We start from the raw sequence: 23,542 nt of genomic DNA on the forward strand, positions 1-23,542 counted from the left end.
CTTCACCTCCGGGCATACCCGCGTGACGTCGAACGCTGGCGGTACGGCATACTGAGCCATAACAGACCGGTCATGATAACCGCCGATGTCAGACACCACAGGCAGGTAGCTCCGATAACGAACGGTTCGAGGAAGGTGAGATAGATTGAGAACAGCGTGCCGATCAACGCCAGCGCTGGCAACAGCAAGGCGGCGCGCTCGCCAGATGTGCCAGGCAGGAGATGCGCTACAATCCACACGATCAGGATCGCGCCATATCCCGCAACACCTGCCGCACCAACCGGAATAGTGCCGAAGAGCCGTGCGAATTCGCTCTGCTGCACCGCGTTGCAGTCGCCCACCGGTCCGCATAGCGCCGGAGCGCCGGTTGTTTCGATGAAGGTCAGATACGCTGCCACCGCCATGCCGCCAATCGCCAGCAATGGAATTGATCGGTCGCGCCAGCGGGTGGGCGGTTGAGCCGGGCGTGACCATGTGATTCCAGCCCACATCACAGTGAGCAGCATGCCGGCCAGCACGACAACGGCAAGCGCATTGGCTGGCAGGTCACGCAGGAAGGGTGGGGTTTCGGCAGTGGCGGGTGGGAGCGTCGGCGGCGCCGGGGCGCTCGTCGGCACAGTAGCGAGCAGGTCTGCCAGACCGGGGATCGGGGGCCAGTCGCTGCCGCCGCGTGCCAGGAGCGTTTCGATCAGACCCGGCAGGCGTTGTGGGATCTCGACAGAACCGACCAGCACCGTATCGCTGATGATCATGGTCGGAACGCCGCGGCGCGCTTCGGGAATAGCGTAGACAGCGATTGCCTCACGGTAGAGCGCCGCGCCCTGCGCCTGATCGACATCAATCATCAAGATCTGCAACTGATCGCCGTATCGCTGTTGGAGTGGCGGCAGGTGCTCGCTGATAACCATGTGGCAATGACCGCAGCGTGGAGAGTAGAACAGCACTGCGCGCACTGTTGCGGCGGCGGATGCAACCGACAGACTGAGCGTCAGCATACAGGAGACTATGAGAGTGAGCAGAAAGCGACGCATCGCAATCTCCTTTCCTGGTTGCCAGCATGATTGTACGTCGAAGTGCGGAGTGCGGGGGAGAAGTGTTGAGAACCAGGAACTGAGAACTGAGAACCGGGAACCGGGAACCGAGAACCGAGAACCAGGAACCAGGATTTGAGAACTTAAATTTGTGCGCGTATGAGGATGCAAAGAACCATGCACCCGGCACGCACGTGGTTCAATCATTTTGCACGTCGCTAAAATTAGTGCTTCATTGGCGCACCAGGAAGGACGCACCCGAAGGCGCGTTATGTGCGCGGAAAGAGTGCTCGCCGCGTGGTTGATCGCGTAAGCGTCGGCGTCTTTCCCGGTTCAATGGCAAACCGATTGCCCGCTTAATTCTTTTTCAGTTCCCCCGCGAACTGGAGCTGATACAGACGGTAGTAATAACCGCGCTTCGCCAGCAGTTCGTCGTGCGAGCCATCTTCTGCCAGGCGCCCCTTGTGCAGCACCAGAATCCGGTCCACGTGGCGGATCGTCGAGAGGCGATGCGCAATGACGATGCTGGTTCGCCCCTTGATCATACGCTCCAACGCTTCCTGGATCAACCCTTCCGTTTCGGTATCGACGCTCGATGTGGCTTCGTCGAGAATGAGCAGCACTTCGGGGTTGAACGCAATTGCGCGGGCAAACGCCAGTAACTGTCGCTGTCCAACCGACAGATTGCTGCCGCGTTCACGCACTTCGTAATCATAGCCACCCGGCAACCGCTCTATAAACGGCGCTGCGCACGCAATCTCCGCAGCGCGGCGAACCTGTTCATCACTGATGCTCTCGTCGTGCAGGCGGATATTCGAGGCGATGGAACCGCTGAAACACACCGGGTCTTGTGGTACCGCGCTGACGTGCCGGCGCAGGTCGGTCTGGCGCAGGTCGCGGATATCGATCCCGTCAAGTGTGATCGAACCGCGCTGAATGTCATAAAAGCGCGCCATCAGGCTGACGAGCGATGTTTTGCCCGCGCCGGTCGCCCCCACCACAGCCACTGCCTGTCCTGCCGGGATGGTGAACGAGATGCCGCGCAGCACCCAGCGGTCATCGGTATCCGTCAACCCGAATCCATCGGGTCCGGCAGCATCGGTGTCGTAAGTGAACCATACATCCTTAAATGCGATCTCACCGCGCACCGGTGTCGGCAATGCGCGCGGATGCTCTGGATCAACGACTGTTGCAGGCGTGTCGAGCACCCGGAATATCCGTTCCGCCGATGCCATCGCCGACTGGAATGTATTGTAGCGTTCAGCGATCTGGCGGATCGGCTGGAATGCCTGGTCGGTATACTGAATGAACGCAACCAGCATACCGAGCGTCGCCACGTCTGCCAGCACCGCCTGCCCGCCAAAGTAGAGGAGCAGCGCCATTGCCGTCACCGAGAGGAAATTAATGAGTGGGAAAAAGACCGCGAAGGTTCGGTTCGACTGCAACTGCGCCGCCAGGTAATCACGGCTCAGTTCCGCAAAACGAATGCGACTCTGTTCCTCGCGGTTGAACAGTTGCGTGATCAGCACCCCACTGATCTGTTCGTTCAGAAAGGCATTGATCCGCGCAATACGTTGCCGGACGCGCCGGTAGATGGTTCGCATGATGCGTTGAAACACACTGGACGCCAGCATCACCGCTGGAAACATGATGAAACTGATCAGCGCCAGCCGCCAGTTCAGCAGCAGCATGGTGATCACGATGAACAGCAAGCGCACCAGATCACCAAGCAGCGCCACCGTTCCCTGCGTGATAAACTCGTTCAGCGCATCGACATCGTTCGTCAGGCGGGTGATCAATCGTCCGACCGGGTTACGGTCGAAGAATGCCAGGCTCATACGCTGGATGTGGCTGAAAATACGGGTACGGATGTCGACCATCACCTGCTGCCCGACCGATTGGACAATATAGGTCTGACCGTAGCGGAAGCCGAATGCAGTCAGCAGCGCCACGATGTACACCCCGAAGATCGGCAACACGCCGGATGGGTCGCGCGCCGCGATGGGACCGTCGATTGCCTGTTTGACCAGGAATGGCGGAGCGAGTTCCACCGCTGCGCCACCGAACATCAGCGCCGTCGCCAGTGCGAGTCGACGCCAGTACGGCGCGACAAAGACACCCAGACGACGCACCAGGGTCGCGTCGTATGCCTTTCCAAGGATTTCATCATCATCGAACTGTGCGCCAGCCATGTCGCATCTCCTGACACCGGATGCCGCATCGCTCCGGTGACTGTTCGCTTTTCATCCCTCTCCATCCAGCGAGGTTGTGGCGTTCTGACGCCCGCAACGGAAGATGGAAACGCAGTGGCGAAACGATCGCTCCCGGAAGCGCCTCTACCGCCTACTCCTCCTCAAGTTCCGCCTGGAGCAGTTCCCGGCGGTACATATCGGCGTACCGTCCGCCACGTTCGAGCAGTTCCCGATGGGCGCCGCGTTCGACGATCATACCATCGTGCAGCACAATGATCTGGTCGGCATCTTTCACCGTCGCTATGCGCTGCGCAATAATGATGCTGGTGCGCCCTTTCATCAGTGTGCGCAAACCGGCAAGGATTTCAGCCGCAGTGTGCGTATCGACGCTGGAGAGGGCGTCATCGAGCACCAGAATAGCGGGGTCGCGCAGAATAGCGCGGGCAATCGCGGCGCGCTGCTTCTGTCCACCAGAAAGGGTGACGCCACGCTCGCCGATCAGCGTGTCGATACCCTGGGGAAACTGCTCGATATCGTTGATCAGGCGCGATACGGTGAGCGCCTGCATCATCTGTTCATCGGTCGCGTCCGGTCTGCCGAAGGCAACATTCTCGCGGATCGGAACGCTGAACAGGAAGGTGTCTTGAGGAACGTAGCCGATGCCGCGTCGCAATGCGTCGAGCGGCAGGGTGCGCACATCATGCCCGTCGATCAGCACCTGTCCTTCGTCGGGGTCGCGCACCCGCGCCAGCAGGTTGACGAGGGTCGTCTTGCCGGTGCCGGTGGCGCCAACGATTGCCAGTGAACTGCCCCGTGGAATGTGGAACGAAATATGGCGCAACACCCATTCCGGCGCGCCAGATGTCGTGTGAGCCGCAGAATTGGAGGGGGATTCGTGTCCATTCGTATGGAGGTGATGGTCGAACCGCAGCCCGACGTTGCGGAACTCGACCTCACCCTGCACCACGAAGTCGCGCGGGGCATCGGGCGGCGAGGTGATCGCAGGACGACGTTGCAGCACTTCGCTGATGCGGATCAGCGATGCTGCACCTTGCTGGTAGAGATCGACCGTCCAGCCAAGTGCGATGACGGGCCATGCCAGTTGCGCCAGGTACGCATTGAACAGCACCAGTTCACCGACAGTCATGTCGCCGGAGGCAACCATGCGCCCGCCGACAAGTATCACAAAAGCGCCAATCGTTCCCAGCATCAACCCGATGATGGGCCAGAGCATACCGCTGAGCAGCACATAGCGCAGGTTGAGCGCGCGGTAGCGTTCGTTCGCTGCGCGAAACACGCGGATCTCTGCTTCTTCCTGCGCATATGCCTTAATGGTTCGGATGCCGCTGAAGTTTTCCTGGGCGCGGGTCGAGATTTCACCGAACTGATCCTGCACCTTCCGAAAGATAACACGCATCCGTTCGCCAATCACAACGAACAGCACGGCAACCATAGGCAACAGGAGAATAACAATCGCCGCGAGGAGCGGATTTGTAAAAAACATGAGTGTTGCTGCGGTGAGGAGCAGCAGTGTCGAACCGAGCAGGTTGCTTATGCCGGGACCGAGGAACATGCGCACCGCCGAAAGATCATTCGTCACGCGCGTCATCAGGTCGCCGGTGTGCATTGCGTTGAAAAAACCCTGATCCAGGGTGAGCAGTCGGGCGAACAGCGCCTCGCGCATGTCGAAATCGATCAAATGCGAAGTGCCGATGATCTGGGTTCGCTGACCGTAGCGCAACATTCCTTCAATGGTGGCAGCGAGCAACAGCAATCCGCCATAGGTCATCAGGCGATCAAGCAGAACGCCGCGTGTGTTCAGATCATCGACGGCAAAGCGCACAATCTGCGGAATCATGGCGGCGACAGCAGTCGCTGCCAGGGCGCACAGCGCGCCGATTGCCAGGCGATGCCGATAACGCCGTACAAAGGGCCACAGATGACGGATTTGAACCACGACCATTCTCCCCCTTGAGGCTGCACAGGTCATAAAGACGCCAAAGCGTCGCCGGCAACCCACCTGCGACGCAACTCTACCAGTATAGCACATGTCGTCATTCCGGGCTGACGCTTCGGCAGCGCGGTCACTGCCCGGCGTCGGGGGCACGGCATGCTGTGCTAGCTAATGGAGATTGAAAATTATAGCAGTTCTCACAAAGATTGGTCTTGTTGGGCAGGGTTACCCCCGCCATCGAAAGCAGACGCCTTGTGCGCCATCCCTCCGCGTACTCCGCGTCTCTGCGTGCATCAGACCGGCTCACGCGGAGGCGCGAAGGCGCGGAGATCAGGAGCGCGGCGGAAGCGGGCGTCTCGTGCGACATGGCAGACCCCTTTGAGAACTGCTATAAATCCGCTATACTGCGCTAGCCGTGGGGCTGAAGCCCTCGGCTAGCCAAGGCGAAGCCCGCCTGCGCGGGCTAGAGCGGATTATGTATTCAAAGACCATTAGCTACATAGATGTGAAAGTTGCCGACAAGTGTCGAAGGCGATCACTGCCCGGCGTCGGGGCACGGCATGCCGTGCGCCGACGTTTCCGCCGCAGCGTGTTCTGCCGTGCGCCGACGTTTCCGCCGCAGCGTAGTCTGCCGTGCGCCGACGTTTCCGCCGCAGCGTAGTCTGCCGTGCGCCGACGTTTCCGCCGCAGCGTGTTCTGCCGTGCGCCGACGTTTCCGCCGCAGCGTGTTCTGCCGTGCGCCGACGTTTCCGCCGCAGCGTAGTCTGCCGTGCGCCGACGTTTCCGCCGCAGCGTGTTCTGCCGTGCGCCGACGTTTCCGCCACAGCGTGTTCTGCCGTGCGCCGACGTTTCCGCCGCAGCGTGGTCTGCCGTGCGCCGACGTTTCCGCCGCAGCGTAGTCTGCTGTGCCCCGACGTTTCCGCCGTAGCGTGGCATCGCCGTAATCCTGCACCATAGCGATCACGAGGTGATCCCGTCATGCCGCAACAGGGTGCGCCAGCGCGCCGCCGCGTCGGCATCACGAGCGGGAGCGATGACGGCGCTGCATCAGGTTGTATGCTTCGTCGAAATGACTATACCTTGCGAAACTCATCAACAGCGCGCGTGCGAATCATCGCTGGAGATTGCAGGACGTAGCGCGGGTTCGTCAGTCTCCTGCGTTCTGATCTTCGTTCGAGGAGGGTTCATCTGCGGGAGGCGGTATGTCTGCGGAAGGTGGCGCGTTGTCGGAGGGTGGCGCGCTGTTGGGGGGCGGTGCGGGGGCTTCGGGTGGCGATTCAACCGGCTTTTCCAGCGGATCGCGTCCCATCCAGAGGAATGTCACTTCGACCACGGCGCGGTCGCCTTTGATGCCAAAATCGTCCCACCAGATGCCGTCGGCAATGTCGATGGCAGTGGGAAAACGCACCCGACCATGCTGCGCACGACCGTTATTGTGCCCATCGAAGAAGGCGGCATGATCCTGGGGCCACCCCTGGCGCAGATCGCTGAAGAAACGTTTGTCCTGCGGGTCCCAGTAGTTATCGCGCGTGTTCCACGGACCAACGTCATACACCGGCGCGACGACGCTGCGCCCCTGGTAGGTGATCCGCACCTTGTATTCATCGCCGCCGCGACTGGAGAGGACACAGACGCATGGGAGCGCAACGAAGCGGTCGCGCTTGCCGATCCGATGCCCGTTAGCGGTGCGTCTGCCCACCAGCCCCAGGCGTGTGGCGTGGACGGTGAAGGTGGGCGCGATTGGCGGTTGCTCTTGCTCGAATGCGCTGAATGACGGTGTCGCGCGCTCCGGGATCAGGTGCAGGGTACGGATCGTTGGCGATGATCCGATTGCCCGCATACGAATGCGGTACTGTGCAAAGCGTGCCGGGTGATCGAAGTGCGTGCGCGTCTGTGGCGCCAGATCGACGACCCACGGCGTCCAGTTGACGCCATCGACGCTGGCACGCACGTCAACCGCCACCTGAGCGCCACGGGGAAGCAGTGCCGTGTACTCGATGTGCAGGGTGTCGAACTCAACCGCGTAGGCAATGGTCTCACTGACGAAAACACCAAGACGACCGACGCCGCCAAATGCGGCTGGCGCCGGAAATGCGTCCCGCGCGAGCGTCATGCTGCCATCGGGTGCAACAACGATGCCATCGGCGACGCCAGCAGGTTGCGATGCGGCATGGACCGGCAGCGCCAGAAGGCACACGATGAGTAATGCAAATGCGACGGCACCCCTGCGCAGGCGCGGAACGACACGGTACATGAAGCCTCGTGGCTTTCCTCTTTCTCAACCGGACAGGGGCGGATTATACCATACTTCCGAAAACGGCTTGCCGCTACACGCATCACCGTGCCAGCCATCCACCATCAACGACAAGCACATGACCATGCACATAGTCGCTGGCGGACGACGCCAGAAAAATCGCAGCGCCTGCCAGGTCTTCGGGGACGCCCCAGCGTCCGGCTGGAATGCGTTCGAGGATCTGCCGGGAGCGCTCTGGATCGTCGCGCAGCGCCTGGGTATTGTCGGTAACCATATAGCCGGGCGCAATTGCATTGACATTCACACCCAACCGCGCCCATTCGTTGGCAAGCGCCTTCGTCAGACCGGCGACCGCATGTTTGGCAGCGGCGTATGCAGGTACGCGCAAACCGCCCTGAAAGGCAAGCACAGAAGCCACATTGATGATCTTGCCGCGTCCCTGTGCGATCATCAGGCGTCCGGCGGATTGACAGAGCGCCCAGACCGCATCGAGGTTCACATCGAGCACAGCCCGCCAGTCGCTCCAGCCGTACTCGGTCGCCGGTGCGCGCCGGATGATTCCGGCATTGTTCACCAGAATATCGAGCCGACCGAGTTGAGCGACAGTATCGTTGATAAGCCCTTCAATCGGCGCGGTAGTGCTCAGATCGGCGGTCAACGCAATTCCGCGCCGTCCTGCGGCGACAATGGCGGAAAGGGTGGCAGCGGCATCGCCAGAGCGGGAGACAACTGCCACATCCGCTCCGGCGTGCGCCAGCGCCAGGGCGATCCCCTGTCCCAACCCCTTGTCGCCGCCGGTGACCAGCGCAACCCGTCCATCGAGGCGAAAGAGTTCCAGCATGGCAGACCTCACGATCGCTCCACCTGTTTGATCAACGGCGCCGCTTTCTGCACCCACGCAAGCGCCGGATCGAACGCGACTGCCTGCGTGCGTCCTGTTCCGGCGAGGAACCAGAGGAAGTAGTTGGTGTACCCTGGAGCGCTGCACGTCGTATGGTAGCCGTGGGGCGCCATAAAAATCGTCGAGTCGGTGATGGTATATGTCTGATCATAACCGCGTTCAGGGCTATAATGCCGGCACAGTCCGAACCCTTCCGGCGGATTGACACGAAAGTAGTACATCTCCTCGTGACAGGCTTCGTGGGGAAGATTATCCACCTCGTGCCTGTGTGGCGGGTAGGTGCTCCAGTTTCCCGAAGGCACAAATGTTTCGCCGACCAGCAACTTCGCCGCTGGCAATTCGGGTTGACTGCTGGTTGTCAGGATGTTGTACAGCGTGCGACTGAAGTTCGCGGCGCCAGCATCGACCCGCACCACCATATCGGGAGTGATGAGGTACGGTTCGGTACGCAGGTCTGAAGGCGCCAGACAGATTCCGGCGTCCAGCGCGCTGTGCGCCGTGATGGTGTAGGAACTGCCTGCAGGCAGGTAGACCGCAAAGGGTTTGCCTGCGAAAGGATTGGGACGCTCACCAATCCGGGCGAAGGTCTTTCCGGCGATCTGCACCGTGCAGCGCCCACCGAAAAGAACAAGCAGCGCCTCACGTTCACCGGTCGCTCCGTCGAACCTGGCGCCATCGGCAAGGATCAATCGGTTGAAATCGAGCAGCGTGCACGGATTGGTATCCAGGGTGTTGAGCCCGTGGGCGCTGCCGACGCGGGTAAAGCAGGGGATCATACGTGTGCTCCTCCGGTTTCGAGATGCGTCGCTGGTGTCAGGCAGTTCTGTTTGCGCGGAGAGACGATGCGCCTGCACACTATACCATAGCGTGCAGACCCCTTTTCAGTGACACCTGCGTGTCATATAGCCGTGCGGTATGCGAAGTGACTGTCAGTGCTCCCAAAACGGTCGCACCCATCCCCGTCGCACCAGTTCGGCGCGCAGATCGAGCATCGCAGTGTAGGTCGGCAGCACGTAGAGCGTCGCGCCGGGCGGCAGTCGGTTCAGCGCAGCATCAAGCGCATGCGACGGGTCGTCCGCGATGGTCATCCGCTCCGGCTCGACTCCGGCATATTTCAAGCGCACCGCCATATCTGCCGCGCGCGTCCCACTCACCGTCACGTGCGCCACGCACCCCGTCAGACGCTCGAATTCCGCATCCCACAGCCATGAGACATCCGTGCCGTCGGCATGACGATCGTTGATCAGAATGAAGAGGTGCAGGTTATGGTTGGTGTTTGATGCGATGAGAGGGGAATCGTGATGTGAAGGAGCAGGAGAGACTTCCGGCGCGGTGGACGTGTGGAACTTCCGCGCTTCGGTCAGCATGCGAACGGTTTCGGTTGCGCCGACCGGATTTTTGATCAGAGCGATGAGCAACGGTCGCCCACCGGCGTCGATCCGTTCAATGCGTCCGAATGCCGCATCGAAGCATTCGAGCGACGTGCGGATACGCGCAGCAGCAACGCCGAGTTCCAGGCACGCCGCAGTTGCGGCGAGCGCATTGATGGCATTGTACAGTCCGGGGAGCGGCAAATGCACCTCCATCGCACCCCCCGGAAACGTCAGGCAGAGTGTTGCATGGTCAGCGCCGTGGAGATCCAGGCGTTCCAGCGCATACACAGGGATCGGGCGTGCAGCGCCGCATGCCTCGCACCGGTAATGCCCGACGTGGGCGTAGAAGAGCGCAGTATAGCGGTAGGGCGCACCGCAGCGACGGCAAAACCGGGCATCGCCGATCTGCGCCGCTGATCCTGCCGCATGCCGGACATCGTTGAGACCGTAGTAGCGCACCTGCGCCGTCAACCCTTCACCCAGCGCCGCCACGGCGGGATCATCGGCGTTGAGCAGAACCGTGGTGGTGGCGGGGAGACGTTCAAGCGCCGCCCGCCACCCTGCCGCAACCGTATCCACTTCGCCGTAGCGGTCGAGTTGATCGCGGAACAGATTATGCAGCACCACCAGGCGCGGATGGGTTTCGGCTGCCACATCGGGGAAAGCCGCCTCATCCGTCTCGAAGAGGGCAATCTGCGCCCTGAGGCGTCCGTCGGGCGATGCGCCTGCCAGCGCCGTTGTCGTGACGCCGCTCACCAGATTGGCGCCAGCGCGGTTGTGAAGCAGTGCGCGTCCATCTGCCGCCAGTGTCGCCGCAATCATGCGGGTGGTGGTGGTTTTGCCGTTGGTCCCGGAGAGCAGCGCCACTCCCTGGGGCAGCCGCGCCGTCAGTTTCCGCAGTGTGTGCGGATCGATCCGCCGGGCGACGAGACCCGGAAGCGTCGTGCCGCCGCCGCGCCGCAACATGCGACTGGCAATGCCGGCTGATTGACCGGCTGTGATTGCCAGGAAGAGTCGAACATCGAACATCATAGGCGTGCCGGGTTACCTGCCGGTCAACCCGTGGCGTGCTGCAACAACTTCGGCGATGATACTCACGGCGATCTCTTCCGGCGAGTCGGACCCGATCTTCAGCCCGATTGGCGCGTGCAGGCGCGCCAGCTGTTCTTCCGGCACGCCATCGGCGCGCAACCGTTCGAGACGTCTGGCGTGCGTTTTGGGACTCCCCAGCGCGCCGACGTAGCGCGCTGGCGAAGGCAGCGCAACCTTGAGCGCCGGGTCGTCGAGTTTCGGATCGTGGGTCAGCAGCACCACAAAACTGTTGCTCGTCAACCGTCCCGGCAACACTTCATCGGGCCAGGCGTGGATCAGTTCATCGGCGTGGGCGAAGCGTTCCGGGGTTGCAAAGGCGCCGCGCGCATCGATAACAACGGTGCGAAACCCAAGTGCTTTGGCGAAGGTGACGAGCGGGATGGCGATGTGCACTGCCCCGACGATAAACATGGTTGGGGGAGGAGGAAAGGTCTCGATAAAGACCTGCACTTCTCCTTCAGAGGTTGCATATGTGCGAATTCCGCTCTCGGCGCGCAACAGCATCGCCAGCGCATCGCGTTCGACCGCTTCATTGAGTGCAGGTTCGCCCAGCGTGCCGAGCAACGCTTCGTCGGGGCGCACCAGCGCTTTTGTTCCGATCTGCCCCGCTCCATCGACGATAGTTGCCACTGCGACCGGTTGCTCTGCATCGAGACAGGCCTTGAGTGTCTGATATAACGTAGCCATGATTTTCCCCACAGGAACGAAAAGGGTTTGTGTACTTCACAGGTGGTATGCCGTTGAAAAAGCGCGTGGATCACAGGAACGCTCGAAAAACAGAACACGCGCCCTGGCGTCGCACCATCGCTCTTGGACGCAGCAACAGCAGCAAAAGTTGCAGTGGCGTCAGGCGCCCGCTTACCACTCCAGCGGCTCAACGAACACGTCGATGATCCCGCCGCATGCCAGCCCGACATCCCATGCCTCATCGTCTGCAACGCCGAAGTGGAGCAATTGCGCCTTGCCGGTTCTGATCGCTTCCTGACAGGCGTCGAACACAGCGCCCTCGATACAGCCGCCGCTGACCGAGCCGACCATTGCACCGCTCGACGAAACCGCCATCTTTGCTCCAACACCACGTGGTGCAGAACCAAGCGTCTTCACCACAGTGGCAATCGCCACGCGCTCGCCGCGCGCGCGCCATTGCTCAATTGCAGGAAGAACGTCTTTCATATGTGTGCCTCACCATTATCGCAACGTCTCACCCAATGTTGTCGGTTCCAGACCGGCAGCACGCAGCCGATCAATAATACCGGGGAGTGCGCCAGCAGTCGCCGGACGCCCGTGGAGCAGGAGGATGCCGCCGGACGCCCATGCGGGATCGGCGACGGCACGGTCGAGCCATGCCGGTATGCCGCGATCATCTGCGCTCCAGTGGTACGGTATATACCCTTCTGCCGTGACTACGACGACCGCCTGCGTGGTGTAATCTCCGTAAGGGAAGCGAAAGTACGGTCGCGTGCTGCGACCCGTGGTCTCCTGCACGATACGCTCAGTCTCGCGGAGTTCATTCGCCATACCGTCGAGACCGATCCGCGAGAAAAAGGGATGCGTCAACGAATGGTTGCCGATCTCGTGTCCATTGGCGACAATCGCGCGCGCAGCGTCGGGGAAACGTTTGACCCATCGACCGGTCACAAAGAACGTCCCTTTGACCCTGCGCTGCCGCAGCGCATCCAGGATAGCATACAACGTCGTATCATCGATTTCGATGTCGAATGTGAGCGCCACCTTGCCGGATGCAGGATTGCCGCGGTGCACCGGTTCGGTCAAACCATAAGCCGGTTCTCCGGCGCGGAACAACGGTATCGCCAGCGCCCGTTCGGGGCGCAGCGGCGCTTCGATATCGATGGCGTTCAGGGTTGCGATGGATGCAGCATCACTGCCCAACCGCGCCGCAATGCCATCGAGCGTTTCACCGGCAGCGACCTGGTGAACGGTATACCCGATCAGGGCAGGCAACGGGGAGGGAGCAGGGGTCGGCACAGCGGTCGGCGTCGCCGATGGCTCGATGAACGGCAGACTCAGCGGGAGAAGCACAGGATGTCGGGCGACTGGCGCTTCCTGAACGTGTGCTTTTGGCGGCGCAACCTGACCCGGATTCGGCTGGTTGAATGGTGAATATGCTGACGTACCAAAGAGTCGCCCGCCGAGGATCAGCGCAGCACACACAACTGCTGCCGCAATGAAGGGGAGTGGTCGGTTCACCGAAGGCGGGCGCGCGGCGCGGCGCGGCAGCGGTTGGAACAGAACGCCGGTATCGGGTACAATCCGCAGAACTGGCGCGCCCCACATCGCTCCTGTATGCGCCAGCGCCGCGCGCCCGATGGTCACCGCCAGATCGACCGACGCTCCCAGCGCCAGGTGGTGATAACAGATCGCCGCAAAACGTGCAGCAGCATCCGATGGCAGCGGCATGCTGAACCCGATGGTCGCCGGCAGATGCGCATCGATCAGCAACGCCGCACATACGACAGGTGCAATGTTCAATGTGCTGCCATGTCCTTCTCCGCCGGTCAGCGTCACTAACCGCAGATCGGTGGCGTCCGCCAGCAGATCGATCAGATCACCGGCGTCGAACCGGTTGCCGATGTCCAGTTCCAGGCGCTGATCCGGCGTCAGCGTGGTGCGCGCAATAAGGTGAAGCACATGCGGCGCTTCGTCTGCCAGCGCCTGACTGAGGGTTGCCGGTGTGGCATCGGGCAGTATCCGTAGCGTAAGGACGCCAGTGCGGATGTGCGGCGCCAGCGCACGATTGAGGTCATCCAGATGGTGATGGTTGCCGGGTGATGCAACTGCCAGCACGCGCAGCGGTGGACGCAGCGGCAGGGACGGTGGCGGCGTGATGCGCCTCCCGACGCGCACCAGCGCATAGTCTGCGCGTAATGCCGGTTGCCAGACATTGACGCTTCCCAGCGTGAGATACTCCCAGGGGAGCGCTGCGAGTTCCGGGGCATTGATCTGGAGACGCACCTGCACACGGGCGCCCTTTGCCACAGCAGTGTGCGCGGCTTCCAGGAGCAGCGCGCGGATCGGCGCGGTAAACAGCGCCCGTCCCAGCGCCAGACCGGTCTCCTGAACATCGTCGATATGCTGCGCACCGGCATGCAACGCACGCCTTCCCAGATCGATCAGCGCTTCGGAGAGAAATAACGCTGACGCAACTTCACGCCCGTTCCCGCTGGCGCGAGTCGGACAATACCCCGACTCGTCGCAGGGACCAATGGCAATATGAACGATGATAGGAGAGGCGGCGCTGTCCGCTGCTGCTGGCATGATCTTTCGCTGCAATGGTCTGCTGCTCATGCAATATCATAGCATGAGTCTCCTGCAAAAGTACATTTCACCGAACGAGCAATCAAGGTACATTGTTTATCAATGTACCAGCGCAACATGCGGTCATCGTCGGCAATGGCGCCATAGTCGCCGGATGGACGCCTGACGCTCTTGTTCGACCTGGCGGCATCAGCAACGTTTGCGATGGCCCTGACAACGACGTGCGCGGTCAATCCAGTTTGCGCGCTTGCGGAGCGGGACAACGCTGCGGGAACGAAGTCGGGTCGAATGGCGCCGATGGTCCCAGGCGCCTTTGCCGATACGGGCGCCGCCTGGATGCCTGGACGAACGGTTCACACACGGAAGCGGATGGAACGTCATCGCACCCGAGATCGCCATCGCCGTTCCTTTCATGCGTCACATTCGAGAACGTTTCTGCTCAAATATCGCTCTGTGAGCAGAAAGGAGAAAGGAGGAGCGCATTCCGCTGTCAGCTTTCGCCGACAAAGGAATGCGCTGATTTTATGAACGCACCCAATGCAGCGGGGTGCGTTCACCGGTAGGAGCAAGGCTCATCACGCAGAGAACGCGGGGCGCTCCACGCAGGCGCACCCGCCCAATGCGGTCATGCCGGGCGGAACCATCGGAACCGAAACCAACGCAAGCCGGCTTGTCTTTGTGGCTTGTCCCTTCAGCGTTGAAACGCGCACGACCACGACCCTTTGACCTGACCGTCATCCGACTCAAAGACGCCAGACAGGCCATCCCCTGTGTATGTGGCGCGCCCCTTCCAGGTGAAGGTTTTGTCAGCATCGCTCGCATCACCCGTGCCGATAGTGATGTCAACCGGCAGCGGCGTTCCCACCGGTGCGTTTTGCCCGGCGCTTATCACAAACAAGCTCACCGGCGTCGGTAACGTCCCAGGCATGCTGGCAAAGGAGACACGGAACAAGATTTTGCCGGGATCGCTGCAGATCGCTTCGTACAAAAATCCCGTCCCTTTGAGGTCGTGCAGCGTGGTCACGCTGGCGAACTGGGCGGGATGTTCGATGGTGACCCGCATGTCACTCATGGCGCCGGTTGGGGGCGCAGCGGTCGGACTGGCCGTCTGCGGATAGGGAACGAAGCGGGCGGATAGCCACTGCCCCAGCGCCAACACCTGCTCGCGCGTGAAGCCGCCGTAGGACTCGACGGTGACATACCAGCCGTTGAGCACAGCGTAGAGACGTATATCCTGTTGCGTCTCCTGGATACGAGCAACGTCGCCCAGCGACACATCCTCTGAACCCTGAGAGACTTCCTGATACTGCATGATGGCGCGAAATGCCTGTTGGCCAGACCGGGCCAGTTCGACGCGCACCGTGAGGCTCTTTCCGCCGGCAAATTCGTAATTGCAACCAATTTCAGCTACATCGGTCGGCAGGACGTACATATCGTTGATTGAATTGCCGAGCAAAGCAGTGAGCACCTCCTGTGGCACGATGGTGCAACGTGCATCACTCCTCAGCTCGGCGGGGTTGATCTGAGTCGTGGGCGGAGCGACACTGGCGGGAGTCGGTTTGCTCTCCTGGGCAGGCGCCCCGCTCTCGGACGAACAGGCCGGCAGAGCCAGCGCCAGGATTAATAGGGCGAACGTCAAATGCACCCTTGACATGGAATCCTCCTCTTTGCATCCATTGAACTGGTCTCCCTCGTCTTTCGAGACTCACCTTCCATGATAGGGATGAAGCGTCCCAAAAGCGTCCTCGGCGGCGCGAGGAGGAAGGGGGGTGAGGGTCGTCCTTCCGCCCGGTTCAACCTGCAACCAGATGCTCATACTCCTGCTTCGTCCGGCGCGCAACGATGGGCCAGTCGAATGTTTCGCGCACCAGACGGACGCTCGCTTCGCCCCAGGCTGCCCATTGGTCGCGCTGTTCGAGAGCGAGGCGCAACTTTGCCGCCAGATCGGCGGCATCGCCTGGACGAGCCAGATAGCCGTTGCGCCCGTTGAACACTTTGTCGGGAATGCCGCCTGCCGCCGATGCGACGATGGGGCGGCGGTGGATCATGGCTTCCAGGGTCACGAGCGATGAGCCTTCATAAAGGGTCGGATGCACCACCAGATCGATCTCCTCGTAGAGGTTGTGCAATTCGGTGTCGTTGAGGCGCCCGACGAAGGTGATATGTCCGGCAATGCCAGCCTGTCGCGCCTGTTGTTCCAGCGCGGTTCGTTCTTTCCCTTCGCCCACCAGCAGCCAGCGCCAGTTCGGTGGAAGATGATCGCGCACACGGGTAAGCGCCTCGATCAGCACGTGATACCCTTTGTTGCGCTCCAGCCGCCCAACGCTGAGGATGGTCAGGTCGGCGTCATCGAGGCGCAGCCGTTCGCGCAGCCGCGCACGCACGATGTCGTTGACCGGCGCCAGGCATTCATCGGCGTCGATGGCGCTGGGAATAACCACAACCCGCTCCGGATCGACGCCCAGATAGCGTGGCAGGTCGTCCCGTGTACAGGCATCGGTTGCGATGGCACGGTCGGCACAACGTGCGCCGTAGGAGTAGAGCGCTCGAAAGGGCGCATATGCCAGCCACTTGCGCCAATCGGGTGTGCGATACTCTTCCAGCCCATGCGGGTTGGCGATGAACGGCAGGCGACGCAACAGCGGGTCGCGGACGCGGATCCAGCCGTAGCCGAACGCACATAATCCCTGGGCATGAACCACATCGTATGCGCCGCGTCGTGCAGCGATTGCCGCCATTCGCCCCAATCGCCAGGAATACCAGGGATAGTTGATCTGTCGTCCTGAAATGGAGTTTGGGCGCAGCAGCGGCGATGTGTAGTCGTACCGCAGCGTGATCACGCGCTCGATGCCCGGCAGCGCATCGGCATACGGATTGGCGCGATCAGGGGTGTGGTTGTGCGATGGTGCGCCCGGTGTCTGCACATACAGCGTCACCCGCACGCCAAGCCGCGCCAGGTGGGTCGTCAGATGGAAGACATGGCGTTCGATGCCGCCGAATCCGTGCAGTGGAAAGACGACGCGCGCCAGCATGGCGACGCGCAGTGCATCGGAAGGGGATCGTTCACTCATAGCGCGTTGCTCTGCATCAACGCCGTTCAAGCCGAATCCAGGCGCCACCTGTGACAGCGCTCTGCCGCGCCGCGCCGATCACACGATCCGCCGCCAGACCATCGCTCAAAGCCGGACAGGGAGTTGCGCCGTGGATCAGGGCGCTGATGAATGCAGCCACCGACGCCAGATGCCACTGGAGCGTTCCAACCGGTGTTTCAGGCGCGGGCAACGCTGTGGCAGGATCGATCCGACTCAGGGTAGCAATGCGTCTTCCGCCGATGCCCTCTGTTCCCTCGACGATCTCCAATCCATTGGGGTCGCGGGTGTCGAATATCAGCGCGCCGACGCTCCCATACGCTTCGATACGGATGTCGTCGCCTGCACCGGGAACGACTTTCGAGACCTCGATAGTTCCATAGCCGCCACCGGCGAGTTCGAGCGAAAGCCAGGCGACATCATCGCCTTCGACCGGAACAGGCGCGCCATCAGCGCCGGGTCGCTCGCCGATGACGATGGCGGTGCGCGCCGACACGGCATGTATCGGTCCGAACAGATAGTGGGTCAGATCGATCAAATGCGATCCCAGATCGGCAAGCACGCCGCTCCCCGGTCCGCTGAAGCGCCAGGAGATCGCGCGATCACGGCGCAGATTGCTGCTGCGGTAGTAGCGCAGGTGGAAACTGCGCACATCGCCGATCAATCCGTTATCGATGCGTCGCCGTGCTTCCTGAAGGGCTGGGACAAAGCGCAGGTGAAAGTTCACGCCGCCCGGCAGTCCTCGTGTGTGCGCCAGGTCAACGATGCGTTCAGATTCTTCCGGTGTTGCGCCAAGCGGTTTTTCACAGAAGAGTGCTTTCCCGGCAGCAAGCGCCGCTTCCGCGATGCGCGCATGATCGCCGGTTGGCGCGCAGCAATCGACAATGGTGGCAGAAGGAAGCGCCAGCAATTCATCGAGGTTCGTGGTTGTCAGCACATCGCCAAGTTCGCGCCGTGCCCGCTCCGCCGAGGCAGCGCTGGCAGTGACGACCCCTGTCAGGCGCACGCGGATTCCCAGATCGGGGTAGACCAGCGGCAGCATCCGGTAACAGAGCGCATGCATGCGCCCGATCCCGCCATAACCAACCAATCCGATGCCAATCACTGTGGTCATACGCAAAAGGGGGGCGCGCCTGCGCCGGCAAGTCGCTCCAGTTCTTCCAGCGCGGCGCATGCAGCAGCATAGACGTGCGGGTCGCGCTGCGCCAGTCCGCGCGCCTCGAACTCTTCCACATCGAGTCGCATCACACGATCACGCTCCGCCGACACGAACAGATCGAGATCGAGGTCTTCGGAAATGATCGTCTCACTGCTGATGATCGCCGGGCGCGTGACGTTGCAGTACCATCCTTTGAGCATACCGGTCGCGCTGCGCAGTTCGAACACATTGTACCAGCGATCAGCATAGAAGTGCTCGAAGAAGACGTCCCCCGGCTCGAATGTCACATATCCCAGGTCGAGTCGCGGATGATCCCACACAGCGCGCACCAGCGCATACTCCGGCGTTGCGCGGATCACCCTGGCGCAGTAGGTCACTACCTGGTTCTTTTCCGGTTTGACAAGTTTGACCGTAATCGAGCGTGGCGATGACATAGCGCTACACAAACGGCAGACGCGGGACTTCTGATGCAACCAGCGTCTCGCCTGAGCCCTGCATCAGCAACGTTCTCACAGATAACTGCGTCGCAGCAGGCGACGAATCCGCTGCCGCACACCGGCATCCAGGGATCGCGCAATCAGCGATGCGAAAAACAAACCGATCAGGCGCAGCAGCGACATGCGTGGACGTACCATCTCGCGCAGCGTCGCAGGGTCGTGCAGGCGCAGCGGCGATGATGCGCGTACTTCGATCTTCAGATTATCGCCGTGCCATTCGCGCTCGACCCAGAAGAGATCGGGCATACTGCGCTGGAAAAAATAGTACGCGGGATTAAAGGCATACAAATAATCGAACAACTCACCAAACGGTTCGTGCGGTTCACGCGGGTGGAGCACCAGCGTATCGCCCTCCAGGTTCACATACCAGCGGTGAAATGACCAGTGAAACAAACGCTCGGCGATTTCGGAAGGGCTTTGGATATACCCGGCAGCGCTGACACGCCGCAGTTCGGCGGCGAATTGCAGCGGATCGTCCATATGTTCCAGGATATGAGAGCAGATGGTGTAGGCGAACGCCCCATCCTTGAACGGCAGGTGATGGGCATCTGCCACAACGAATGGGCGATCAACCACCAGGTCGCCGCCACGCTCGCGATTATCCGCGCCGGGATAGCGGTCGAGCAATACATCGGCGCGGGGGTGCGGATTGTCGCCGCTTCCGATTTCAAGGACGAGACCGGTCGCTGGCGGATTGCATGTTTGTCTCATCGTTCACGTGACGGGTTGCCGCCAGTCTCGCGCAGTGTCGCATAGACTGCCGCTCCCCTGTCCTCAGTTCCTGGTTCCTGGTTCCCGGTTCTCAGTTCTCAGTTCCTGGTTCCCGGTTCTCAATTCAAATCGTCGCCGCTGAGACTATCGCGTAGAATGTCGATATATTCCAGCGCCAGCCCTGTGCCGATGGCGACGCAGTTTGCCGGTTGGTCGGCGACATAACAGGGAACGCCGGTCACATCGGTAAGCAGTTCATTGATGCGGCGCAGCATCGAACCGCCGCCGGTCATAATCATGCCCTTATCAATAATGTCCGACGACAGTTCCGGCGGGGTTTCGGCGAGGACGCGCCGGACAGCGCCGATCACCGCCTCCAGCGGCTCTTGCAGCGCATCGGTGATTTCATTCGAATTGATCTCGATCGTGCGCGGCAATCCGGCCACCTGATCACGTCCGCGCACCTGCATCGACAGCGGGCGCTCGAGCGGCAGCGCGGAGCCGATTTCGATCTTGATGCTTTCGGCAGTGCGCTCGCCGATCAACACGTTGTACTTGCGCTTGACATAGGCAGCGATGGTTTCATCGAACTTGTTGCCGCCGACCCGCACCGAATGGCTGACGACAATATCGTTCAGCGAAATGACCGCCACCTCAGTTGTGCCGCCGCCAATATCGATGATCAGGTTGCCCGACGGTTGCGCAACCGGAATGTTTGCGCCGATCGCCGCCGCCAGCGGCTCGCGGATCAGATAGGCATGCCGGGCGCCAGCCGCCTCCGCCGCCTGTCGCACAGCGCGCATCTCGACGGTAGTGACGCCAGCCGGAATGCAGACCATGACATCAGGTTTACTGAAACTGAACGGTCCCATCGCCTTGCGGATGAAGTACCGCAGCATGGCTTCGGTGATGTCATAATCGGCGATCACGCCATCGCGCAACGGACGAATCACCTCGATGCTTTCGGGTTCGCGTCCAAGCATGGCCAGCGCATCGGCGCCAACCGCTTTGATACGGTTGTCCTTTGTCGAGATAGCGACAACCGAAGGTTCAGCCAGAACGATGCCACGACCTTTGACATACACCAGAACATTGGCAGTGCCCAGGTCGATGCCGATTTTCTTCGCCATACCTTTCCGTCCGACAAGTCTTGCCTTCACAACGAAATATCGCAGGGTTCAGGCGCAGCATCCATGATACTGCACATGCACCCTGCGACATCAACCCAGATCATCGTGACGACGCGGTTCACTAGTCGCGCTCACGCCGGATTTTCTTCAACTGCGCAACTTTCAACTGCACCAGCGCGCGTCGCAGTTCCGCTTCGGCGAGTGCAAGGTCTTGTGCGCTTTTGCGCTCTGCAATACGCTGCTCAGCAGCGCGGCGTGCCGCTTCAGCGCGCGCCTCATCAATTTCATCGGCGCGCTCGGCGGTATCCGCCAGGATCGTCACGCGGTTTGGCAGCACTTCCATAAACCCGCCCGAAATGGCGAAAGGCGTCGTCACGCCGTCCTTGACAATATCGAGTTCACCGACCTCAAGGATCGTCAGGAGCGGCGCGTGACGCGGCAGGATGCCGACGCGCCCATCTTTCGTCGGCGCATTGATCATATCCACATCGTCGGAGAGCACGACGCGCTCCGCCGTGACAATCTCGAGATGGATCGGCATAGCCGTTTACCTCCGTGACGCCTCATACGCCTGGATGACATCATCGAGTCCGCCCTGAAGCAGGAAGAACTGCTCAGGAATATGATCGACTTCGCCTGCCAGCAGGCGCGCAAAACTCTTCACCGTTTCCGCAATCGGCACATACTTGCCAGGGCGCCCGGTGAACTGCTGCGCAACGGTGAACGGTTGCGAGAAGAAGCGCTCGATCTTGCGCGCGCGCGCCACCGTCAGTTTGTCGTCATCCGAAAGTTCCTCAACGCCCAGGATAGCAATGATGTCCTGCAAATCTTTGTAGCGCTGAAGCACCCGCTGCACCTCGCGCGCAACGCGGTAATGCTCTGCGCCGACGATGTTGGGGTCGAGAATGCGACTGGTCGATGCCAGCGGATCGACCGCCGGGTAGATGCCCTTCGCGGCAATGCTGCGTTCGAGGGTGATCGTCGCGTCAAGGTGCGAGAAGACCGTTGCCGGCGCCGGGTCGGTGTAGTCGTCGGCGGGTACGTAGACCGCCTGCATCGATGTGATCGACCCCTTTTTGGTCGAGGTGATGCGTTCCTGCAATTCACCCATTTCGGTGCCGAGGGTCGGCTGGTATCCCACCTGTGACGGCATGCGCCCCAGCAGCGCCGAGACTTCGGAGCCTGCCTGAACGAAGCGGAAGATATTATCGATGAAGAGCAGCACGTCGCGCCCTTCGTCGCGGAAATATTCCGCCATCGTCATGGCGGTCAGCGCCACACGCAGACGTGCGCCCGGCGGCTCGTTCATCTGGCCAAACACCATCACCGTCTTGTCGAAGACGCGGGTCTGTTCATCGATCCGGGCTTCCTTCATTTCGTGGATGAGGTCATTTCCCTCGCGCGAACGTTCGCCGACGCCAGCGAAAACCGAGAAGCCCGACTGTTCCTTGGCGACGTTGGCGATCAATTCCTGGATCACGACGGTCTTGCCGACGCCGGCGCCGCCGAAGATGCCGGTTTTGCCGCCGCGCGTAAACGGCGCAATCAGGTCGATAACCTTGATGCCGGTTTCAAAAATCTGTGCCGTCGTCGATTGATCCTCGAGGGCGGGGGGCGGACGATGGATCGGGCGATATTCGGTCGCCTGCACCGGACCCTCGCCATCGATCGGGTCGCCGAGCACATCGAACACGCGCCCAAGCGTTCCTGGTCCGACCGGCACCGCAATCGGGCGACCGGTATCAATCGCCTTGACGCCTCGGCGCATGCCATCGGTGCTGCTCATCGCCACGGCTTTGACCACGCCGCCGCCGAGTTGCTGCTGCACCTCGGCAACCAGGCGCTTGCCATTTTCAAGCCGAATTTCCAGCGCATTGTAGATTTCCGGCGTCTGATCCTCCGGGAACTTCGCGTTGAGCACCACACCGATAATATCAGTCACGACACCGGTTGCTCCGGCCATGAGTATCCTCCACTCCTGATCTTATCGCATCACATCTCCGCCAGGGCTGCCGCTCCCGACGCAATTTCAGAAACTTCTTTCGTAATGTTCGCCTGGCGCGTCTTGTTGTACGAAAGGGTCAGGTCGCGTTGCAATTCTTTGGCGTTGTCGGTCGCATTGCGCATCGCCACCATCCGCGCGCTATGCTCACTGGCAATCGCCTCCAGCACCGCCTGATAGAGTTGCACTTCGACGAAGCGCGGCAGCAACTCACGCAACACTTCTTCCTGACTCGGCTCGTAGGTATAATCGACCATCCGCTCAGCCGGTTCGTGGGGCGGATCAATCGGCAGCAGGCGTTTGATCGTCGGGCGCTGCACCAGGGTATTGACGAACTGGCTGTAGAGCACATACACTTCGTCGTAGCGCCCGCCCAGAAAGCCGTTGATAACATGGGTCGAAATGCCGAGAATGTCGGTCAGACGGGGGTGATCGCCAAGTTTGGTCACTTCGGCGACGAGATTCTGATGGGTGCGCACCATGAAATCGCGCCCTTTCTTCCCAATCGCCAGCACCTCGACCGTATGCTTTTTCTCCTGCTCATCCAGGATGAAGCGTGACGCGCGCCGCAGCACATTGGCAACCAGGCTCCCCGCCAGACCGCGGTCGGGTGTTACAACGATCAGGGCAACCCCCTGCACCACGGGGCGCACTTCAAGCAGCGTGCCGCGCCGCATGCCGACCGCGCGCCCGGTCAACTCGCCCATCACATCGAGCAGACGGTCGGCATATGGGCGGGTCGCGAGCACATTGCGCTGCGCGCGGCGCATCTTCGACGCCGACACCATTTCCATCGCGCGTGTAATCTGCGCCAGATTCTTCACCGAGCGAATGCGCCGCCTGATTTCACGGGTACTGGGCATATGCACCTCGTCTTAAGA

The 23,542-nt window shown here is 61.2% G+C and carries 20 protein-coding genes; all 20 read right to left on the reverse strand.

Annotated elements, in window-relative coordinates; all coding sequences use genetic code 11:
- Positions 1 to 2 precede the first annotated feature (2 nt).
- Positions 3 to 1,031 (reverse strand): vitamin K epoxide reductase family protein, encoded by a 1,029-nt coding sequence (locus ROSERS_RS02525; protein WP_011955274.1) that lies wholly within the window; start codon positions 1,029 to 1,031, stop codon positions 3 to 5.
- A gap of 356 nt (positions 1,032 to 1,387) precedes the next feature.
- The gene (locus ROSERS_RS02530) at positions 1,388 to 3,223 is read right to left on the reverse strand and encodes an ABC transporter ATP-binding protein (RefSeq protein WP_011955275.1); all 1,836 of its coding nucleotides are present in this window, start codon (positions 3,221 to 3,223) and stop codon (positions 1,388 to 1,390) included.
- A gap of 151 nt (positions 3,224 to 3,374) precedes the next feature.
- Positions 3,375 to 5,186, reverse strand: coding sequence for an ABC transporter ATP-binding protein (locus ROSERS_RS02535; protein WP_011955276.1), 1,812 nt, complete (start codon positions 5,184 to 5,186; stop codon positions 3,375 to 3,377).
- A 526-nt stretch (positions 5,187 to 5,712) separates the two neighbouring features.
- On the reverse strand, positions 5,713 to 6,141 hold the full coding sequence (locus tag ROSERS_RS02540; RefSeq protein WP_157040944.1) for a hypothetical protein: 429 nt from the start codon (positions 6,139 to 6,141) through the stop codon (positions 5,713 to 5,715).
- Positions 6,142 to 6,324: 183 nt separating this feature from the next.
- Positions 6,325 to 7,431 carry a hypothetical protein gene (locus ROSERS_RS02545; protein WP_011955278.1) on the reverse strand — a complete coding sequence of 369 codons (1,107 nt, stop codon included), beginning with the start codon at positions 7,429 to 7,431 and terminating at the stop codon, positions 6,325 to 6,327.
- An 82-nt stretch (positions 7,432 to 7,513) separates the two neighbouring features.
- Positions 7,514 to 8,272 carry a 2-dehydro-3-deoxy-D-gluconate 5-dehydrogenase KduD gene (gene kduD / locus ROSERS_RS02550; RefSeq protein ID WP_011955279.1) on the reverse strand — a complete coding sequence of 253 codons (759 nt, stop codon included), beginning with the start codon at positions 8,270 to 8,272 and terminating at the stop codon, positions 7,514 to 7,516.
- A gap of 8 nt (positions 8,273 to 8,280) precedes the next feature.
- Positions 8,281 to 9,108, reverse strand: a complete 828-nt coding sequence (locus ROSERS_RS02555; protein WP_011955280.1) for a 5-deoxy-glucuronate isomerase — start codon at positions 9,106 to 9,108, stop codon at positions 8,281 to 8,283.
- 153 nt (positions 9,109 to 9,261) lie between these two features.
- A complete protein-coding gene (locus tag ROSERS_RS02560) occupies positions 9,262 to 10,737 on the reverse strand; it encodes a Mur ligase family protein (protein ID WP_011955281.1) in 1,476 nt (491 codons plus the stop codon).
- Positions 10,738 to 10,749: 12 nt separating this feature from the next.
- Complete coding sequence (locus ROSERS_RS02565) at positions 10,750 to 11,484, reverse strand: XdhC family protein (protein WP_011955282.1); 735 nt, start codon at positions 11,482 to 11,484, stop codon at positions 10,750 to 10,752.
- 171 nt (positions 11,485 to 11,655) lie between these two features.
- Positions 11,656 to 11,970, reverse strand: coding sequence for an XdhC family protein (locus ROSERS_RS02570; protein WP_011955283.1), 315 nt, complete (start codon positions 11,968 to 11,970; stop codon positions 11,656 to 11,658).
- Between the two features lie 15 nt (positions 11,971 to 11,985).
- Positions 11,986 to 14,103 (reverse strand): polysaccharide deacetylase family protein, encoded by a 2,118-nt coding sequence (locus tag ROSERS_RS02575; RefSeq protein ID WP_011955284.1) that lies wholly within the window; start codon positions 14,101 to 14,103, stop codon positions 11,986 to 11,988.
- A 661-nt stretch (positions 14,104 to 14,764) separates the two neighbouring features.
- Positions 14,765 to 15,727, reverse strand: a complete 963-nt coding sequence (locus ROSERS_RS02580; protein ID WP_011955286.1) for a hypothetical protein — start codon at positions 15,725 to 15,727, stop codon at positions 14,765 to 14,767.
- A gap of 139 nt (positions 15,728 to 15,866) precedes the next feature.
- Positions 15,867 to 17,144: a glycosyltransferase family 4 protein gene (locus ROSERS_RS02585; RefSeq protein ID WP_011955287.1), complete on the reverse strand. Its 1,278-nt coding sequence runs from the start codon at positions 17,142 to 17,144 to the stop codon at positions 15,867 to 15,869.
- Between the two features lie 16 nt (positions 17,145 to 17,160).
- Positions 17,161 to 18,276 carry a Gfo/Idh/MocA family protein gene (locus ROSERS_RS02590; protein ID WP_011955288.1) on the reverse strand — a complete coding sequence of 372 codons (1,116 nt, stop codon included), beginning with the start codon at positions 18,274 to 18,276 and terminating at the stop codon, positions 17,161 to 17,163.
- Positions 18,273 to 18,755: a DUF402 domain-containing protein gene (locus tag ROSERS_RS02595; RefSeq protein ID WP_011955289.1), complete on the reverse strand. Its 483-nt coding sequence runs from the start codon at positions 18,753 to 18,755 to the stop codon at positions 18,273 to 18,275. The genes ROSERS_RS02590 and ROSERS_RS02595 overlap by 4 nt, the downstream gene beginning before the upstream one ends.
- A gap of 75 nt (positions 18,756 to 18,830) precedes the next feature.
- Positions 18,831 to 19,529: a methyltransferase domain-containing protein gene (locus ROSERS_RS02600; RefSeq protein ID WP_011955290.1), complete on the reverse strand. Its 699-nt coding sequence runs from the start codon at positions 19,527 to 19,529 to the stop codon at positions 18,831 to 18,833.
- A 119-nt stretch (positions 19,530 to 19,648) separates the two neighbouring features.
- Positions 19,649 to 20,659 (reverse strand): rod shape-determining protein, encoded by a 1,011-nt coding sequence (locus ROSERS_RS02605; RefSeq protein WP_011955291.1) that lies wholly within the window; start codon positions 20,657 to 20,659, stop codon positions 19,649 to 19,651.
- A gap of 121 nt (positions 20,660 to 20,780) precedes the next feature.
- Positions 20,781 to 21,200, reverse strand: a complete 420-nt coding sequence (locus ROSERS_RS02610) for a F0F1 ATP synthase subunit epsilon (protein WP_011955292.1) — start codon at positions 21,198 to 21,200, stop codon at positions 20,781 to 20,783.
- 6 nt (positions 21,201 to 21,206) lie between these two features.
- Positions 21,207 to 22,622, reverse strand: a complete 1,416-nt coding sequence (atpD, locus tag ROSERS_RS02615) for a F0F1 ATP synthase subunit beta (protein WP_011955293.1) — start codon at positions 22,620 to 22,622, stop codon at positions 21,207 to 21,209.
- A gap of 29 nt (positions 22,623 to 22,651) precedes the next feature.
- Positions 22,652 to 23,524, reverse strand: coding sequence for a F0F1 ATP synthase subunit gamma (locus tag ROSERS_RS02620; protein WP_011955294.1), 873 nt, complete (start codon positions 23,522 to 23,524; stop codon positions 22,652 to 22,654).
- Positions 23,525 to 23,542: the final 18 nt, after the last annotated feature.

This window comes from Roseiflexus sp. RS-1 (assembly GCF_000016665.1).
GTDB lineage: Bacteria > Chloroflexota > Chloroflexia > Chloroflexales > Roseiflexaceae > Roseiflexus.

What these genes read in the sequence shown, in the direction of transcription:
- kduD (WP_011955279.1), bottom strand. Translation starts at nt 8,272, where the DNA reads ATGCTGGAACTCTTTCGCCTCGATGGACGGGTTGCGCTGGTCACCGGC.
- ROSERS_RS02590 (WP_011955288.1), bottom strand. Translation starts at nt 18,276, where the DNA reads ATGACCACAGTGATTGGCATCGGATTGGTTGGTTATGGCGGGATCGGG.
- ROSERS_RS02620 (WP_011955294.1), bottom strand. Translation starts at nt 23,524, where the DNA reads ATGCCCAGTACCCGTGAAATCAGGCGGCGCATTCGCTCGGTGAAGAAT.
- ROSERS_RS02570 (WP_011955283.1), bottom strand. Translation starts at nt 11,970, where the DNA reads ATGAAAGACGTTCTTCCTGCAATTGAGCAATGGCGCGCGCGCGGCGAG.
- ROSERS_RS02565 (WP_011955282.1), bottom strand. Translation starts at nt 11,484, where the DNA reads ATGGCTACGTTATATCAGACACTCAAGGCCTGTCTCGATGCAGAGCAA.
- ROSERS_RS02575 (WP_011955284.1), bottom strand. Translation starts at nt 14,103, where the DNA reads ATGAGCAGCAGACCATTGCAGCGAAAGATCATGCCAGCAGCAGCGGAC.
- ROSERS_RS02595 (WP_011955289.1), bottom strand. Translation starts at nt 18,755, where the DNA reads ATGTCATCGCCACGCTCGATTACGGTCAAACTTGTCAAACCGGAAAAG.
- ROSERS_RS02555 (WP_011955280.1), bottom strand. Translation starts at nt 9,108, where the DNA reads ATGATCCCCTGCTTTACCCGCGTCGGCAGCGCCCACGGGCTCAACACC.
- ROSERS_RS02605 (WP_011955291.1), bottom strand. Translation starts at nt 20,659, where the DNA reads ATGGCGAAGAAAATCGGCATCGACCTGGGCACTGCCAATGTTCTGGTG.
- ROSERS_RS02525 (WP_011955274.1), bottom strand. Translation starts at nt 1,031, where the DNA reads ATGCGTCGCTTTCTGCTCACTCTCATAGTCTCCTGTATGCTGACGCTC.
- ROSERS_RS02530 (WP_011955275.1), bottom strand. Translation starts at nt 3,223, where the DNA reads ATGGCTGGCGCACAGTTCGATGATGATGAAATCCTTGGAAAGGCATAC.
- ROSERS_RS02535 (WP_011955276.1), bottom strand. Translation starts at nt 5,186, where the DNA reads ATGGTCGTGGTTCAAATCCGTCATCTGTGGCCCTTTGTACGGCGTTAT.
- atpD (WP_011955293.1), bottom strand. Translation starts at nt 22,622, where the DNA reads ATGGCCGGAGCAACCGGTGTCGTGACTGATATTATCGGTGTGGTGCTC.
- ROSERS_RS02600 (WP_011955290.1), bottom strand. Translation starts at nt 19,529, where the DNA reads ATGAGACAAACATGCAATCCGCCAGCGACCGGTCTCGTCCTTGAAATC.
- ROSERS_RS02545 (WP_011955278.1), bottom strand. Translation starts at nt 7,431, where the DNA reads ATGTACCGTGTCGTTCCGCGCCTGCGCAGGGGTGCCGTCGCATTTGCA.
- ROSERS_RS02560 (WP_011955281.1), bottom strand. Translation starts at nt 10,737, where the DNA reads ATGATGTTCGATGTTCGACTCTTCCTGGCAATCACAGCCGGTCAATCA.
- ROSERS_RS02580 (WP_011955286.1), bottom strand. Translation starts at nt 15,727, where the DNA reads ATGTCAAGGGTGCATTTGACGTTCGCCCTATTAATCCTGGCGCTGGCT.
- ROSERS_RS02585 (WP_011955287.1), bottom strand. Translation starts at nt 17,144, where the DNA reads ATGAGTGAACGATCCCCTTCCGATGCACTGCGCGTCGCCATGCTGGCG.
- ROSERS_RS02610 (WP_011955292.1), bottom strand. Translation starts at nt 21,200, where the DNA reads ATGCCGATCCATCTCGAGATTGTCACGGCGGAGCGCGTCGTGCTCTCC.